General features: G+C 52.7%; 16 protein-coding genes. 3 read left to right on the top strand and 13 right to left on the bottom strand.

Annotated elements, in window-relative coordinates; translation table 11 throughout:
* Positions 1–12: 12 nt before the first annotated feature.
* The 4 genes from otnI to ltnD are packed head-to-tail and all read right to left on the bottom strand — an operon-like array spanning position 13 to position 3,563.
* A complete protein-coding gene (gene otnI / locus AC2A06_RS13915) occupies positions 13–786 on the bottom strand; it encodes a 2-oxo-tetronate isomerase (RefSeq protein ID WP_473196227.1) in 774 nt (257 codons plus the stop codon).
* Positions 783–1,415: a 3-oxo-tetronate 4-phosphate decarboxylase gene (gene otnC, locus AC2A06_RS13910; protein ID WP_484380679.1), complete on the bottom strand. Its 633-nt coding sequence runs from the start codon at positions 1,413–1,415 to the stop codon at positions 783–785. Before otnC ends, otnI begins: the two co-directional genes overlap by 4 nt.
* Positions 1,408–2,658 carry a 3-oxo-tetronate kinase gene (otnK, locus tag AC2A06_RS13905; protein WP_484380678.1) on the bottom strand — a complete coding sequence of 417 codons (1,251 nt, stop codon included), beginning with the start codon at positions 2,656–2,658 and terminating at the stop codon, positions 1,408–1,410. Before otnK ends, otnC begins: the two co-directional genes overlap by 8 nt.
* Positions 2,655–3,563 carry an L-threonate dehydrogenase gene (gene ltnD / locus AC2A06_RS13900; protein ID WP_484380677.1) on the bottom strand — a complete coding sequence of 303 codons (909 nt, stop codon included), beginning with the start codon at positions 3,561–3,563 and terminating at the stop codon, positions 2,655–2,657. The genes otnK and ltnD overlap by 4 nt, the downstream gene beginning before the upstream one ends.
* 254 nt (positions 3,564–3,817) lie before the next feature.
* Here ltnD and AC2A06_RS13895 point away from each other — a divergent pair, with 254 nt between their 5' ends.
* Complete coding sequence (locus AC2A06_RS13895; RefSeq protein WP_484380676.1) at positions 3,818–4,579, top strand: DeoR family transcriptional regulator; 762 nt, start codon at positions 3,818–3,820, stop codon at positions 4,577–4,579.
* A gap of 194 nt (positions 4,580–4,773) precedes the next feature.
* On the opposite strand, the gene AC2A06_RS13890 is transcribed toward AC2A06_RS13895, so the two are convergent.
* The 3 genes from AC2A06_RS13890 to udp form a co-directional block, all read right to left on the bottom strand.
* Positions 4,774–5,304, bottom strand: coding sequence for a DedA family protein (locus AC2A06_RS13890; RefSeq protein WP_023491162.1), 531 nt, complete (start codon positions 5,302–5,304; stop codon positions 4,774–4,776).
* Positions 5,305–5,363: 59 nt separating this feature from the next.
* Positions 5,364–6,146 carry a tyrosine-protein phosphatase gene (locus AC2A06_RS13885; protein ID WP_484380675.1) on the bottom strand — a complete coding sequence of 261 codons (783 nt, stop codon included), beginning with the start codon at positions 6,144–6,146 and terminating at the stop codon, positions 5,364–5,366.
* 266 nt (positions 6,147–6,412) lie between these two features.
* On the bottom strand, positions 6,413–7,174 hold the full coding sequence (gene udp, locus AC2A06_RS13880) for a uridine phosphorylase (protein ID WP_023491164.1): 762 nt from the start codon (positions 7,172–7,174) through the stop codon (positions 6,413–6,415).
* Positions 7,175–7,515: 341 nt separating this feature from the next.
* On the opposite strand from udp, the gene AC2A06_RS13875 reads away from it, so the two are divergent.
* Positions 7,516–8,352: a dienelactone hydrolase family protein gene (locus tag AC2A06_RS13875; protein ID WP_484380674.1), complete on the top strand. Its 837-nt coding sequence runs from the start codon at positions 7,516–7,518 to the stop codon at positions 8,350–8,352.
* A 183-nt stretch (positions 8,353–8,535) separates the two neighbouring features.
* On the opposite strand, the gene metE is transcribed toward AC2A06_RS13875, so the two are convergent.
* Positions 8,536–10,812, bottom strand: coding sequence for a 5-methyltetrahydropteroyltriglutamate--homocysteine S-methyltransferase (gene metE, locus AC2A06_RS13870; protein WP_484380673.1), 2,277 nt, complete (start codon positions 10,810–10,812; stop codon positions 8,536–8,538).
* 104 nt (positions 10,813–10,916) lie between these two features.
* Between metE and metR the strand changes: the two genes are divergently transcribed.
* Complete coding sequence (gene metR, locus AC2A06_RS13865) at positions 10,917–11,849, top strand: HTH-type transcriptional regulator MetR (RefSeq protein ID WP_023490482.1); 933 nt, start codon at positions 10,917–10,919, stop codon at positions 11,847–11,849.
* A gap of 9 nt (positions 11,850–11,858) precedes the next feature.
* Here the strand turns inward: metR and AC2A06_RS13860 are convergent, their stop codons facing one another.
* From AC2A06_RS13860 to AC2A06_RS13840, 5 genes are all read right to left on the bottom strand, one after another.
* A complete protein-coding gene (locus AC2A06_RS13860) occupies positions 11,859–12,716 on the bottom strand; it encodes a carboxylate/amino acid/amine transporter (RefSeq protein ID WP_473196236.1) in 858 nt (285 codons plus the stop codon).
* Between the two features lie 381 nt (positions 12,717–13,097).
* Positions 13,098–13,415 (bottom strand): CcdB family protein, encoded by a 318-nt coding sequence (locus AC2A06_RS13855; RefSeq protein ID WP_484380672.1) that lies wholly within the window; start codon positions 13,413–13,415, stop codon positions 13,098–13,100.
* Positions 13,415–13,660: a type II toxin-antitoxin system CcdA family antitoxin gene (locus tag AC2A06_RS13850; RefSeq protein ID WP_484380671.1), complete on the bottom strand. Its 246-nt coding sequence runs from the start codon at positions 13,658–13,660 to the stop codon at positions 13,415–13,417. Before AC2A06_RS13850 ends, AC2A06_RS13855 begins: the two co-directional genes overlap by 1 nt.
* Before the next feature lie 184 nt (positions 13,661–13,844).
* Complete coding sequence (gene ugpQ, locus AC2A06_RS13845) at positions 13,845–14,585, bottom strand: glycerophosphodiester phosphodiesterase (protein WP_484380670.1); 741 nt, start codon at positions 14,583–14,585, stop codon at positions 13,845–13,847.
* A gap of 129 nt (positions 14,586–14,714) precedes the next feature.
* Positions 14,715–15,902 (bottom strand): aminotransferase-like domain-containing protein, encoded by a 1,188-nt coding sequence (locus AC2A06_RS13840; RefSeq protein WP_484380669.1) that lies wholly within the window; start codon positions 15,900–15,902, stop codon positions 14,715–14,717.
* Between the last annotated feature and the right edge of the window lie 25 nt (positions 15,903–15,927).

Genomic DNA, 15,927 nt, shown 5'->3' with positions numbered 1-15,927 from the left:
TGTGTAGGGTGGTTATTGCTGTCTCAGCCAGGACAGACCTTCTTGGGTATTGCCTCTGGGGTTATATTCACAACCGATCCAGTCGTGGTAGCCCACCTGCGCCAGTACCTTGAACAAGTGCGGATAGGCTATCTCCCCCTCGTCCGGTTCATGACGATCAGGCACTGAGGCTATCTGAACATGGCCAATAGCCGGCCCCAACTTGCCAATGAGGCGAGTCAAGTCACCGTCCATGATCTGCGCGTGATAGAGATCAAGCTGCACGGCCACGTTGGGCCGGTCTATCTCCTGCACCAGCGCTAAGGCATCAAGTTGGTGGGACAGAAAATAGCCAGGTACGTCCCTATCGTTGAGTGGCTCAAGCAACACTTTGATGCCGTCTTCCGCCAGAAAATCGGCCGCAAAACGGATGTTGTCGATCAAGGTCTGCCGGTGAGCTGCCAGGTTGTAGGCTGTATCGACGATGCCACTCATGGCATGCACCTTGGTACAACCTAAGGCACGGGCGTAGTCGCGCACGGTCGGTAAGTGGGCACGAAATTCCGCTTCCCGCCCTGGGATGGCGGCCATGCCGCGCTCCCCTGCCGCCCAGTCACCCGGAGGCATATTGAACAGCGCTTGGCTAAGGCCGTACTGCTGCAACTGCTGGGCTAATTCGGCGGCTGGCCACTGATAGGGAAACAGAAACTCAACTGCGTCGAAGCCAGCTTGGCGGGCGGCGGCAAAACGCTCCAGAAAAGGCAGTTCGGTAAATAACATGGTCAGATTGGCGGCAAACTTGCTCATGGTTTCAGCTTCCTCAATTCATTGATCTCAGGCTCACTCAAATAACGGATCTGCTGGCCTTGCAGCAGTAGAGAGAGGCGGGCCGTCTCCTCCAACTCCTCCATGTTGTTAACTGCATCAATCAAATTTTTGCCGGTTACCACCGGGCCGTGGTTCGCCAGCAAGAAGGCGTTGCCATCAGCGGCACGGCGCCCTAGCTCCTCGGCGATACGGGCATCCCCCGGTTTGTAGTAGGGGATGAGTGGCAACTGGCCGACCCGCATCACGTAATAAGGCGTGAAGGGGCGGATCACGTTAGCTGGGTCCAATCCCTCTAGGCAGGAGATGGCGGTCAGATAGGTGCTATGGAGATGAACCACTGCTTGGCAAGCGGGGTTGTTATGATAGATGGCCAGGTGGAAGGACACCTCTTTGGAGGGACGATCGCCGCCCAAGTGCTCACCACTCATGCTCACTGTCGAGAGGCGTGTCGGATCGAGTCGACCGAGGCAAGAGCCAGTCGGCGTGGCGAGCAAGGTGCCATCGGGTAATTTGGCCGAGAGGTTACCCGCACCGCCAGTCGCATAACCACGCTCAAAGAGGGATGCGCCTAGCATCACCATCGTGTCGCGCAAGGCCTGTTCAGTCATGAAAAAACTCCTGTGCTCGGCTGAAGAACGTCTCATCACCAAAATTGCCTGATTTAAGGGCCAGTGACAGAGGGGCATCAGTCGCCCTCACCCATGGAACACCAGGGGCTATCTGGGGGCCAATATGGAAAGCGGCGATGCCAAGCGCCTGAGTGATCCGGCTCGATGTTTCGCCGCCAGCGATGATAAAGCTATCCACACCGGCATCTCGCAGCAGCACGGCCACTTGGGCAAAACAGTGTTCTACCGCCTCACTCGCCGCCTCTCGTCCATAACGAGCCTGAATGGCAGCAAGTTCGGACGGGCTAGTGGTGGCGTGGATCATCGGTGCCGGAGTCACTGACTGGCTCAATACCCAACCAGCCAACTCAGCGGGGTAATCGGAGCGATGCAGGCAGGCCGATACATCAAGGGCCAATGACGGTGCCGTTGCCCGATAACAAGCGACCTGGCGGTTAGTCATTTCGGAGCAAGAACCGGACAGTACTACAGCCCGTTTACCAAGCGGACGACCCGCCTGACGCGCTGCGGCCTGGTTGCCGCTACTCAACAACCGCGCCAAACCAATAGCCAGCCCAGAACCGCCGGTCACCAATGGCATGTCGATGGCGGCGGCGGCAATATCCAGTAGGTGCTGTTCGGTGAGAGTATCAACCACCGCGTAGCGCACCCCTTCAGCAGCCAACTGCTCAAAAGCCTGTTCAATGGCCTGAGGCCCCTGAGCGATGGTAGTAAAGGGAACCAGACCAGCTCGCCCTTGAGTTTGAGCCTCCATCAATCTCAGCAGGTTGCTGTCAGTCATGGGGGTGATGGGGTGATGGCGCATGCCGGACTCGGACAATGGCTGGCTGCCGACAAACAGGTTGCCCTGATAAACAGTACGGCCGTTAACCGGCAGTGCTGGGCAGATCAGAGTAAACTGACAGTCCAGTGCATCCAATAAGGCATCAGTGACTGGGCCGATGTTGCCAGCCGCCGTGCTGTCGAAGGTGGAACAATATTTCTGATAGATGCGTGGGCAACCCCGCGCCTTGAGCCACTCGAGGGCAGCCAAGGAGTCGTGTACCGCCTCGTGGGCTGGACAGGAACGACTCTTGAGGCTGATCACCACCGCATCAACGCCTGTCAGATCGGCTTCTGCTGGGATGCCAGAAAACTGAATCGTCGCCAAGCCGTTTTCTACCAGAAAACCGGCGATGTCTGTGGCTCCGGTGAAATCATCTGCAATTACGCCCAGTTTCATGCGGTGCCCTCGCTGTTTGGCAAGGTAATACCATCAAAAATCTTGATGACCGCGCTATCGTCTTCTTTGCCGTAACCGGCGTTGCTGGCGGCGAGGAACATGTTAAGTGCCGTACTCGCCAGCGGCAGCGGAAAATGCAGATCCCGTGCAGTATCGGCCACCAGATTGAGATCCTTGACGAAAATGTCAACCGCAGAGCGGGCCTGATAGTCACCTGTCAGTACTCGTGCCATACGGTTTTCGAACATCCAAGAGTTACCAGCAGCGTGAGTCACCACGTCATACATCAAATCGAGAGAGATATCTGCTCGGCTTGCCAGCGCCATGGCTTCAGCGGCCACCGCAATGTGCACCCCAGCCAGCAATTGATGGATGATCTTCACCGTGCTCCCTTGTCCCGGCTCACTGCCGACTCGATAGACCTTACCAGCCACGGCATCAAGCACCGGCTGCAAGCGTTCGAAGGCTTCATCGCAGCCAGCCGCCATAACCGTCATTTCACCGGACTCGGCCTTAACTGCACCACCAGAAACGGGAGCATCCAGCATCAGCAGACCCAAGGCGGTTAGTTCACGGGCCAAAGCAGCTGCGTCGTCGGCGGCAATGGTGGAAGAGATCATGACGCCGGTTCCTGGTTTGAGGTGAGTAGCCAGGCCATTGTCACCAAATAGGATCTGGCGTACCTGAGCGGCGTTGACCACCAGCAGCAGGACTGCATCCAGCGTCTCCGCCAAGGGGCGGGCATCATCCACGACCGCTGTCGCACCGGCACTTTGCAACTGTTCACGGGCTTTCGCCGAAAGATCAACGCCATAAGTGGCAAGCCCGGCCCGCAGGCAGGAGCGAGCGGCTCCCATACCCATGGCCCCTAAGCCGATGACGGCTACGTGGTAAGGTCTATTCATCTGTCTATTCCTCAATTCCAACGAATGTGTCGATAGTAAGGTTTTACTGTAGCGAAATATCAAGCGGAGATCACATTTTTTAACTGCCTACATGTTAAATTTTGTGATAATTGCGGTTTTGATAGAGAAATGATGGCTTAAATAGCCTATGACTGTGAATTTACGTGAATCACAAACAGAAATACGGTTTTTTATCAAAATTTCCCGTCCTGATGGGATAATATGAGATATCGTTTTATCGTTACGGATTGCCCATGATCCCCGTAGAAAGACAACAACAGATCCTGCACCTGCTGGCCGAACGTGGTGCTATCAGCATCACGGAGTTGACTGAGCGGCTGGAGGTCTCCCACATGACCATCAGACGCGATATCCAGAAACTGGAAGAAAAAGGGCGAGTTCTCTCCGTCTCAGGAGGCGTTAGTCTCTCCCAGCGCATCAAGAGCGAACCCACCCATGCGGATAAACGTGGCTTGATGCAAGAGGCCAAGCTGGCTATTGCACGTAGCGCCGCCGCCCAAGTTGCCGAAGGCCGTACCATCTATCTTGACGCCGGCACCACCTCTCTCGAACTGGCCCGTGAACTGGCAGCGCGGGAAGATCTGATGATAGTGACCAATGACTTCATGGTCTGTGCTTATCTCATCGATCACTTTCGCGGGCGTCTTTACCATACAGGTGGCCAAGTCATTCGGGAGAACCAGTCCTGCGTCGGCGAGGCGACAGCCCATTTCTTGCGCAACCTGCATCTCGATATCGCATTTCTGTCCTCTTCCTCTTGGGATGTTATGGGAATCTCCACCCCCAGTGAGCAGAAGGTGCCGGTCAAACGTGCCGTGGTGGAGGCAGCCGCCACACGCATTCTTATCTGCGACTCCTCGAAATATGGCAAAGTGGGGACCTTCAAGGTTGTTGGCTGGGAGGTGATCGATCAGGTAATCACCGATGGGCAGCTACCTGAAAGTGCCCGTGACATGCTAGCCCAGCACGGCGTTAAGCTCACGCTGGTACCCTGAACGCTTAACTAGAGGATAATGGGGAGTTCTTAGGCTTTCTCTACTTGTCATCAATCAGGCCGTAGGCGGTTAGCGACGCTCGTGATCCTGCGTGACAAGGTTGTCGTTACTCAAGTTCAATGAAATTGCAGGGCAAAACAACAGTGGGGTAGTTCAGTGACACAGCATCAGTAGCATGGTCAGGGTAACGTATCTTACCCCATCCACTGGCTGAGCCACTTTATGCCAAATGCGCCCGGAGCCAGGATACCAAATGCCCAAATTAACGCCGAAGTGATATTGGCAATCTGAAACAAGGTTTGTGGCATGGCACAGATCCCACCCACCAGTGGCACCACCGAGCGCAACGGACCGAAGAAACGGCCAAAAAAGATGCCCAATACGCCCCAACGTTCAAAAAACGCATGCCCTCGCACCAATAATTGCGGATTACGCGACAATGGCCACATCTGAGCCACCCGATCCTGATAGTGATAGCCCACCCAGTAGGAAAGCCAATCACCGAAAAAAGCCCCGGCAACAGCAGCAGTCCAGATTGGCCAGAAGGCGATACCACTTTCGCCAATCAGCGCCCCTAAAGCCAATAAAATGACAGTGGCAGGTAACAATAAAGAGAGGAAAGCCAGCGACTCACCAAATGCCAAAACAAAGACAATCGGCACCGCCCAGCCTTGGTGCTGGCGCACCACTTCACTCACCCAGTCAATAATGTCATAGAGGTTCAAGAGTATCCTCCTTTAGAAAGTAACTGTTTCATTTCCCACCGTTAAACCTAAACAGCACGTTATTCCAGATAGAACGCCTGCACACTTTCCCGCTGGCTTGGCCCCAAGCCATATTCTGCCTGCAACCAGTGGTCCGTTGAGCCATATTGCTCACGAATACACCCCAGAGCTGCCGCCAGAAACTCTTCTTTCGCACTGAGTACATAAGCAAACTGCGCCAGGGCAGGGGCATTCAAACGCGTAGCAAGTTGAGCCAGCATCTGTTCGCGCACCACCGCCAAGGTGGTTTCCGTCAACAGATAATCTTCCATCACGGTGGCTTCATCCGCCCCTAACGCCAGTAATACCAGCGCGGCCCCCACCCCGGTACGGTCCTTACCCACTGCACAGTGCTGCACAATAGCCCCCCTTTCAGGTTGTACCAGCCATTGTGCCAGTTGATGATAGGCCGCATTGTTGAACGGTAAACGGCGATAAAGTTCTAGCATAAACGCCCGGGCATCAAACTCGGCAAGCAGCTCGCTGGTCAGTTTATCCAGATTGGCATTCACTTCATGGCTGAGGGGATTGGCTGGAATATTTTGGTAATCAACACATTGCCATAGTCTATCGGGTTTAGCCTGCACTTCATCCGCGTCACGGTAATCCAGTACCGCACATACCGGCACCTGGGTCAGGAAAGCACGGTCACTTTCACTCAAGCGATCCAAGGAACCCGAACGGAACAGCAGCCCACTTTTGATACGGCGGCCATCGGCCATACTGTTACCACCTAAATCGCGAAAATTGATACCACCATCAAGCGGTACCAGCGAAGGATGCAATAAAGTCTTAGGGGGCATAAACGGCCTCTCACTTATGGTTTGGGGATAGCGACTATCACAGCCAACAAGGCGTCAATCATCCGAAAAACGGACCGACAGTATGATCGCAATGAGGGTTACCGTAACAGATTAGCGTTGAATGGTGAACGGACTGGCGTGTTAGTGGCCCAAAGAAAACCGGCCCCACCAAGGTGAACCTCAATGATACCCCATCGCCATTCAAGCTACAGAACAAAAACGCCTCGCCTTTTTATCCTGCAACTTGAATCAACTTGGGTGTCGTATTACAGCAAACGGCGAGCGGCTTCCACCACGATTTTCACCGCCTGACTTTCAGTTTTTTGCATGGTTTGTGCATCCGGGATCTCCTGCTGGGTACGGTTGACAATCACACCGGCCACCATCCCTGCGCGCAATCCCTGGCTGGCACACATGGTCAGTAGGGTGGCGGATTCCATTTCGTAGTTCATCACCCCCATCGATTGCCACTCTGCCATAGAACCTTTGAAATGACTCACCACACGCCCCGAGTAGGTATCGTAACGCTCCTGCCCTGGGTAGAAGGTATCCGAAGAAGCCGTAATGCCGATATGGGTGGTTGCACCGCAGGCCTTGGCGGCGTCAACCAACGCAGTGGTACAGTCAAAATCCGCCACTGCCGGGAACTCCATCGGGGCAAAGTGCAGGCTGGCACCATCAAGGCGAACCGCTGCCGTGGTGACCAGCACATCGCCAACATTGATATTGGTTTGAATCGCTCCCGTAGTCCCGATACGCAAGAAAGTGCGAATACCCAATTGCGCCAACTCTTCAACCGCAATAGAGGTAGAGGGGCCACCAATACCGGTGGAACACACAATCACCGCCTTACCCTCCAGCTCGGCACGCCAGGAAGTAAATTCACGATGGGAAGCCAGATGTACTGCCTTGTCCATCAGCTTGGCAATTTTCTCCACGCGCTGCGGGTCACCAGGAACAATGGCCAGCGTCGCTCCTTGTAAATCATTTTTTGTCAGGCCAAGATGGAAAACATCAGATTGTGACATGGGTAGCTCCTTATAAAGTGGGCATAGGAGGAGGAAAAGCTCACTTTACTGAAAATCCTTTGAAAATTGAGTGATCATAATCACCATTAAACAAGAAACAAAAACCAATCTACATTATTACTGTGAAATTAATCACACCAAATGCCAAGTCTACCCATTGTGATGATTCAGTTGGTTTATTTTTTGGCTCATCTTGTTAACCCATCAACAACACAAAATACCCCCCATACCCATATAAGTGGTAACTTGGCCTATAGTTATAGCCAAAGTTAACACCAAAGTTATAGCCAAGTTGATTAATCCCCGTTGCGTTTTCCTCTCGATACCGCATGGAGCCTGCAATGAAAGCTGAACCTGAAATAACACTACAACCAGCCAAAGGGGGATTCCCCCCTGCGGTAGCGCCTTTAGCAACCTCAACCATCCTGAGCGATGATCACCAGATTCATGTTGGAGAGACCACCATTCCCTCACAAGAGGACCTCCTCCCTGCCTATATCGCTAAACCGGCCAATCACTCGGGTCCATTACCAGTCATTTTAGTGGTACAGGAGATCTTTGGAGTACATGAACATATTCAGGACCTGTGTCGCCGCCTGGCAAAACAGGGTTATCTGGCGATTGCACCAGAACTCTATTTCCGCCAAGGGGATACCCGACAGTACAGTGAAATCAGTGAGCTAATAGAGCAACTGGTGAGTCAAGTTCCGGACAGCCAAGTTCTGGCGGACCTGGATAACACCTTCAACTGGGCAATCCGTCATGGTGGCGATGCCAGTAAACAGGCAATCACCGGTTTCTGCTGGGGAGGGAGGATTACCTGGTTGTATGCGGCTCACAATCCTCAGTTAAAAGCTGCCGTGGCCTGGTATGGCAAGTTGGTGGGGGGAAAAACCGCACTTTCGCCGAAACACCCGGTTGATATCGCTACCCACCTTTCTGCACCGGTGCTTGGTCTGTACGGTGGTCAAGACAGCAGTATTCCACAAGATACCGTGGAAACTATGCGGCAGGCGATCCGCGCCGCCAATGCCGATGCTGAAATCGTGGTGTACCCGGAGGCCGGTCATGCCTTCCTGGCAGATTACCGCCTGAGCTATGACGCCGCCGCGGCAACCGACGGCTGGCAACGTATGCTGAAATGGTTTACCCAGCATGGGGTCGTCGGCGTCAAATAACCCACAGGGGCAAACTTGCCCCTGTATTTTTACGGTTATACTCGTCATCCTTCAAGCTGCTTGGGGGTTGGCTGCGACTCGAATTATTTAGTGTCTAGACCAAGGTCAATGAACCGAACGCCCCTTGCCAGTCGCACTCAAATTTTTCTACTGCGGCCTATCGTGCCGGTGCAGTGATAAATTTTAAATCTGCTGCTCACGCAAACGTCGAGCGGCCTGGACCATATTAGCTAACGACTGACGCGTTTCTGGCCAAGCACGGGTTTTTAAGCCGCAATCAGGATTAACCCACAAACGTTCTGCCGGAATATTCTGCGCCGCTTTACGCAACAGGGTTTCAATCCACTCTACGCTCGGTACATTCGGTGAATGAATATCATATACCCCTGGCCCGATCTCGTTCGGATAATCAAACTCTTTAAATACCTCGAGCAAATCCATATCAGAACGGGAGGTTTCGATGGTAATCACGTCCGCATCCAGTGCGGCAATCGCTTCCATAATGTCGTTAAACTCGCAATAACACATATGGGTGTGGATCTGGGTGTCATCTCGCGCCACCGCAGCATTCAGTTTAAAAGCATCCACCGCCCACTTCAGATACGCCGCCCAATCAGATTGACGCAGCGGTAAACCTTCACGTAATGCAGGCTCATCGATCTGAATAATACCGATCCCGGCTTTTTCCAAATCCGCCACCTCATCACGCAATGCCAGGGCAATCTGTTTGGCAATCACTTCGCGCGTCACATCTTCACGGGGGAATGACCAGCAAAGAATGGTCACCGGTCCGGTCAACATGCCTTTCACCGGTTTGTCAGTCAGCGACTGGGCAAATTTGGCCCACTCCACCGTAATGGCTTGTGGACGACTGATATCACCAATGATCACCGGCGGTTTCACACAGCGGGAACCGTAGCTTTGTACCCAACCGTTTTGGGTAAAAACAAAGCCATCAAGGTGTTCGCCGAAGTATTCCACCATATCGTTACGTTCAGCCTCACCATGCACCAACACATCCAGCCCCAAACGTTCCTGTTCAACGATGGCTTGTTTGATGTGTTCACCGATGCTGGTACGGTAATGTTTGCTATCCAGGCGCCCTTGTTTGAAATCCAGGCGCAAACTGCGAATTTCAGTGGTCTGAGGGAAGGAGCCGATGGTGGTGGTGGGCCAGGCAGGCAAGTTAAAACGATCACGCTGAGCCTGAGCACGTTGCACATAGGGGTGCTGGCGCTCACTATCTTTGCCGGTAATGGCGGCCAAGCGCTTTTCAACCTGAGCATTATGCACCCGGCTAGATTGGCGGCGAGCGCGGATTGGCGCACTGTAAGCCTCCAGTTCCACTTGCTGGCCTACTCCTGGTGCATTCAAGGCATGACTGAGCAATGCCAGCTCGGCACACTTTTGCAAGGCGAAAGCAAACCAGCTCTTTACCTCGCTATCCAAACGGCTTTCTACGCTTAAATCAATCGGGCTGTGCAACAGTGAGCAAGACGTACCTATCCACAACGGACGCGTGTTGAGCAACGGTTGCAGGCGTTCAAACCAGTGGCTCAAATCAGCCCGCCAAACGTTGCGACCATTAATTACCCCCAGTGAAAGCAACCACTCTTTCGGCAACTCATGATGTAGCTTAACGGGGTCATCATTTCCTGCCACCAGATCCACATGCAACCCTTGCACCGGCAGAGTACGCAGGGTTTCAAGGTTATGACTCACGCTATCAAAGTAAGTGGTCAATAGCAGTTTGACCGGCCCTTGCAAGGCGTCATAGGCCGGTTTAAAGGCTGCCAACCAATCCTGCGGCAACGCCAACACCAGCGCCGGTTCATCAATCTGCACCCATTCAATACCGCGTTTAGCCAGCTCAGCCAATACTTGCTGGTAAACCGGCAAAATATCCGTCAGCAATGACAGGCGATCAAACGGTTCACCCTTCACTTTGCCCAACCACAGATAGGTCAGCGGGCCCAACAAGACGGGTTTGATTTTATGCCCTAAAGCCAAGGCTTCATCCACCTCATCCAACAGTTGAGTCCAACCCAGTTTGAACTGCTGGCCTTGGGTAAACTCCGGCACGATGTAGTGATAGTTGGTGTTAAACCATTTGGTCATTTCTGCTGCGGCGGCGGGTTGACCGGTGGGCGCACGGCCACGAGCAATACGAAACAGGGTATCGAGATCGATGGAGCCATCGCTATTTTGGTGGCGAGATGGCACATTGCCCAAGAGTAAGCTGGTGGTCAACACATGGTCATACCAGGCAAAGTCCCCCACCGGTAGCAAATCCACCCCCGCCAATTTTTGCTGTTGCCAATGACGAGCACGCAGTTCGCGGCCAGTCGCCAGCAGCTCTTCCTGCGTGGCATTCCCTGCCCAGTAACTTTCTTGTGCTTTTTTGAGTTCACGGCGCAAACCAACGCGTGGAAAACCCAGTGTGTGATTCAGAATTGCCATTGTCATACCCTCATTTAGCCATCCAGATGTTTACACATCCATAATCTGCGGGTACTGTATTAACCACAAGCGCAATTTGCTCACTGTCATTGTGAAGGACTCTCATGATCGAACTGAAACACTTACGGACGTTACAAGCCCTACGTAACACCGGCTCACTGGCTGCGGCTGCTGCGCAACTCCATCAGACACAATCGGCACTGTCGCATCAGTTTAGCGATCTGGAACAACGTCTGGGCTTCAAACTGTTTGTTCGTAAAAGTCAGCCACTGCGCTTTACCCCACAAGGTGAGATCCTGTTGCAACTGGCAGAACAGGTGCTGCCGCAGATCCAGCAGGCGCTACAGGCCTGCCATGAGCCCCATCAAACCGCATTGCGCATTGCCATCGAATGCCATAGTTGTATTCAATGGTTGACCCCGGCGCTAGATAACTTCAGTAGCCGTTTCCCGCAGGTGATGATTGATTTCAAATCCGGTGTCACTTTTGATCCGCAACCAGCGCTGCAACAAGGTGAACTGGATGTGGTGTTAACTTCCGATATCCTGCCGCGTAGCGGGCTGCATTATTCACCGCTGTTTGATTTTGAAGTGCGCCTGATCTTGGCCCCCGACCATCCTTTGGCCAATAAACCCCATATCGAACCACAGGATCTCGGTGACGAAACACTGATGATCTATCCGGTACAGCGCCAACGGCTGGATATCTGGCGGCATTTTCTGCAACCGGCAGGCATTAGCCCAGCATTGAAGAACGTGGATAACACGCTGCTATTGATTCAGATGGTTTCAGCCCGTATGGGGATTGCCGCACTCCCACACTGGGTCGTGGAAAGTTTTGAACGCCAAGGCCTGGTGGTGACCAAAACCCTCGGCGAGGGTTTGTGGAGCCGATTATATGCCGCTACCCGCGATGGTGAGCAGCGCCAGGCAGTGACCGAAGCGTTTATTCGTTCAGCGGGGCAGCATGCCTGCGAGCATCTGCCCTTTGTGCGCAACGCCATCCATCCCGCTACCAGCCACCAGCAACGGAAATAATCACGGATATTATTTAACTTTGGGCACCACCCAACGGCGGTGTACCCAGAGCGAGGCCACCAGGATCGAAGCACCGACCAAAAAACTGGCCCAATGCAGTTGTTGTTCCCAGATCAATAAGTTGACTAACAAACCTGCCGGAACATGCATATTGTTCATAATGCCAAGGGTGCCCGCATCTACCTGTGTTGCCCCGTAGTTCCACATAAAATAGCCCACCCCAGAAGCCACTACCCCCAACCACAGCAAAATACCCCATTGCAGTGAGGTGGTTGGCAATTGATTGGGGTTACCCCACAAGAACCAGGCCACCACTGACACTGCCACCGCTCCCAGATAAAACCAGGAGAACGCCACAGACTGCGGTAACGGATGCACTTCCATCAGGCGTTTGTAACCCACCAGACCGATGGCAAAGCTGATGTTTGCCGCTTGCACTAATAGCAACCCCCACCAGAAATGATCACTCAGTTGGTGATAGCGAATAATGGCCGCGCCCAGTACTGCCAGCAAGGCACTGAACAGATAACTCCAGCAGAGACGACGACGGCTGAGCAGGTCATAAATCAGCGTGATATACAGTGGCGTCAACACCGTAAACAGCAGGAACTCCGGCACTGTCAGGTAGATAAACGCCCTGAAGCTGATCAAGTACATAATGCCAAGCTGAAAAGCACCCACCAGCATATACAGCAAGATCACCTTTAACGGGATATTGCGCCAACGCAGGAATGGCAAAAAGACCACGGCTGCCAAGCCAACACGCATCAATACTGAAAACCAACTATCAACCTGGCCTGCCAAATATTCGCCGATCAGGCTAAAAGAGAAAGCCCATAAAATGGTGGTAATAACCAGAAGTAACACAACAAATTCACTCTAAAGGATGGAATAAAGCGATTGTAACGGAAGGCAGCAAGCAAAGCGCTAGAATATGGGTTTACATATGTATATACCCAATTAACTCGAAGATACTTGCCCAAGCCTGTTATTAGGGAAAGCGTGCTGAAGGGGTCGTAGCGGCACCAGCCGCCGACAAATTTGCCAGGAGCAAATTTCCGTCGGCCCGAAGGGTGGGATACAGGGAAGTATCCCATGATAGCCCCTCAGTACGATTGTCCCGAGTATCTCGTATTCAACAAGTATTTCAAGCAACTTGAAATATCACGGGTATATATAGCAACCAATTATGACGCAACGGCTCTACTGTTTGAAATGCGACGGGTAGAAAGCACCATTGGAAGGAAGCTAAATACCTAAAATAAGCAAATCGACAGCGGCTACAATGTCATCACGTAGATAAGCAGCGTCAGCAACGCATTCCTCTGCCCGTAAGTTACTGACATTTGTGGTAGTTAACATACTCGTCAGCACCACATAATCCACCTGACTGATCGTAAGTACAGGGGTCAATAGTTTAACCTGTGAGTTCATGGTATTTTTACGCACCAACGGCATCACCAAACGTGTACTAAGATGTTCAAGCTGCTCAGATTGGATATCGATAAAATAGGGATATCTCTGGTTGTTTTTTCCTGTGTTCTTATAGACAGAGAACTGTTTCATTACAGTACCCCAAACCTGTCGTCATCCGAGAAAAGTCCATTGTCTTCAACGAAGTGATTTAAAGCTTCCAAACCTGCACGGTTCTCCTCCACCCAACGCTCACGCTGGCGTGTTTTGACGGCGACTTCAAGCGCTCGGTTTAACGTTGCCGAAAGATTCAGTTCCAGTGCTTTGGCCTGCTCTAACAAGTCAGCACTTAAGTAGACGTTAGTATTGCGTTTTTTTTCGATGCCGTGGGATCGCATAGTCATTTCTCCACATAATTCATGCGCATAAATATAGCGCATGAATTATAACAATACCAGCAACGACCACTCTCTGTTGCTAGACCAGCACCCTTCTAGCAACAGAGAGTGCTGGCAACAGCGGATAAACTAAGGCGTAAATCAGTAAAAGCCGTCGCCTTCCCTGGCGACTTCCCTTAGCGCTTTAAAAATTCGGGCCAATTAAATCTATCCGGTCGGTACAAATGCAATCTACCCCCCAGCTCAGCAATAAGCGCGCGCGTTCCGGGCTGTTGACGGTATACACCAGAATACGCAACCCGGCGGCTTTTAACGCGCTAACCCGTTCAGCAGTCAGTGCGTTATGGTTAATATGCAATGACACGCAACCCAGGAGTTGGGTCAGTTCAAGCCAGTTGTCATCCCATTGGTCCAGCAGCAGGCCTCGGGGTAATTCCGGTACGCTACGCTGCGCGGCAGCCAAGGCAGCGACCGAAAATGAAGAGAGCAGCGGAGCCGTTTGCCCTTGCCACAGTTGGCTGGCAGCCAATGCCACAACGCGACCGGTCTCTTCATCACAACCAGTAGTAGGTTTGATTTCAATGTTGACCATCATACCGTGCTGTTTACAACGTGCTGCGACCTGAGCCAGTAACGGTAAGCGCTCCCCTTTAAAGGCCGAGCTATACCAGTTGCCGGCATCCAACTGCACCAGTTTCTCCCATGGCAATTCACCCGCTACCCCCCAGCCATTGCTGGTGCGGTCAAGTGTGTCGTCATGCAGCAGGAAGATCTCCCCATCCAGCGCGAGCTTGGCGTCAAATTCAATCATGGTGTGACCGTAACGGGCCCCCACATCAATCGCTGCCAGCGTATTTTCTGGCGCCAGAGAACCACCGCCGCGATGGGCCGCAATAGGAGGATAAGGCCAGGTTATGCTATTCATTTCATTCGTAATCCACTGTCAGTATCAAAAAAGTGCAGTGCCGATGCAAACAATAGCACATAGTTGACGTATCAAATGAGGACACAATGAAGCTCGGCGGTGAGAGTGCACCCTACCGCCGTAGAAAGATTACAGCGAACGACGCAGACGCGCCACCGCCTCTTGCATCTGTGGTTCGGTAGCGGTGGCAAATGACAAGCGGAAGGTAGAACGGTCCGGCTTGTCACAGAAGAAGTACTCACCGGGAACAAACACTACCCCTTGTTGCAGCGTGGTGTTTAACCATTCCGTGGCATTGAACGGCTCACGGAAGCGCGCCCACAGGAACATGCCACCTTTTGGCCTATCGAAACTGATCACATCACCCAGCTCTTTTTCAACCAAGTCCGCCAGGATCTCGCCTTTGTGTTTATAGGCGGCACGGAGCTTTTCAATCTGCGCTGGCAGACGATCCAACCCCAGATAACATTCGACGATGCTCTGCGACAAGGCGCTGGCATGTAAATCGGCCGCTTGCTTGATAATAGCCACTTTGTGCAACAGGAAGGGTGGCAGGATCGCCCAACCCAGACGCAGGCCTGGGGCCAAGATCTTGGAGAAGGTAGAGGTGTAGATAATATTTTCCGTATGACCCAATACCTGCTGAGAAATCTGATACAAGGTGGCATTGCGCTCATCAGTGAAACGTAGCTCACCGTAAGGGTCATCTTCAACAATCAGGAAGTTATGTTCCGCGGCCAGTTTAACCAATTGCTCACGGCGTTCAGTACTCAGCGTCAGCCCACTGGGGTTGCCAAAGTTCGGCACCACATAAACCCCTTTGATTTTCTGGGTTTTCAGCAGTTCAGCCAGCTCATCAACCACCATACCTTCGCTGTCTGAAGAGACAGACATCACATGGGCTTCGGCCAACTCCAGCGTTTGCAGCGCGGCCAGATAGGTCGGGCGCTCAACGACAAACACATCTCCGGGGTTAATCAGCGCACGCATCACCAAATCCAGCGCCTGCTGAGACCCCGCAGTCACCAATATATCTTCTGGCTGAGCACGCACGCCACGCACCGCACATAGCTCACAAATACGTTCGCGCAGCAGGTAACTCCCTTCCGTCAATCCATACTGGAAAGCGCTTTTCGGTTGTTCGGTGATCGCCTGCTGAGTAGCCATGCTCAAGCCTTCGAAGTCAAACAGCGCATCAGAAGGGATGCCACCCGCCAGCGAGATCACATGCTCCATTTTACTGTGCTTGAGCAACTCACGGATTGCCGAGCTTTTTACATTTATGATGCGCTGTGCGAGTAATCCTTCAGTATTCATTATTTATTCTCGTCATCATTAAAAA

The organism is Serratia sp. HNCC26DJ244 (genome assembly GCF_057180565.1).
Note: the sequence above shows the minus strand (reverse complement) of the source record. Positions and strands in the feature narration are given on the sequence as shown.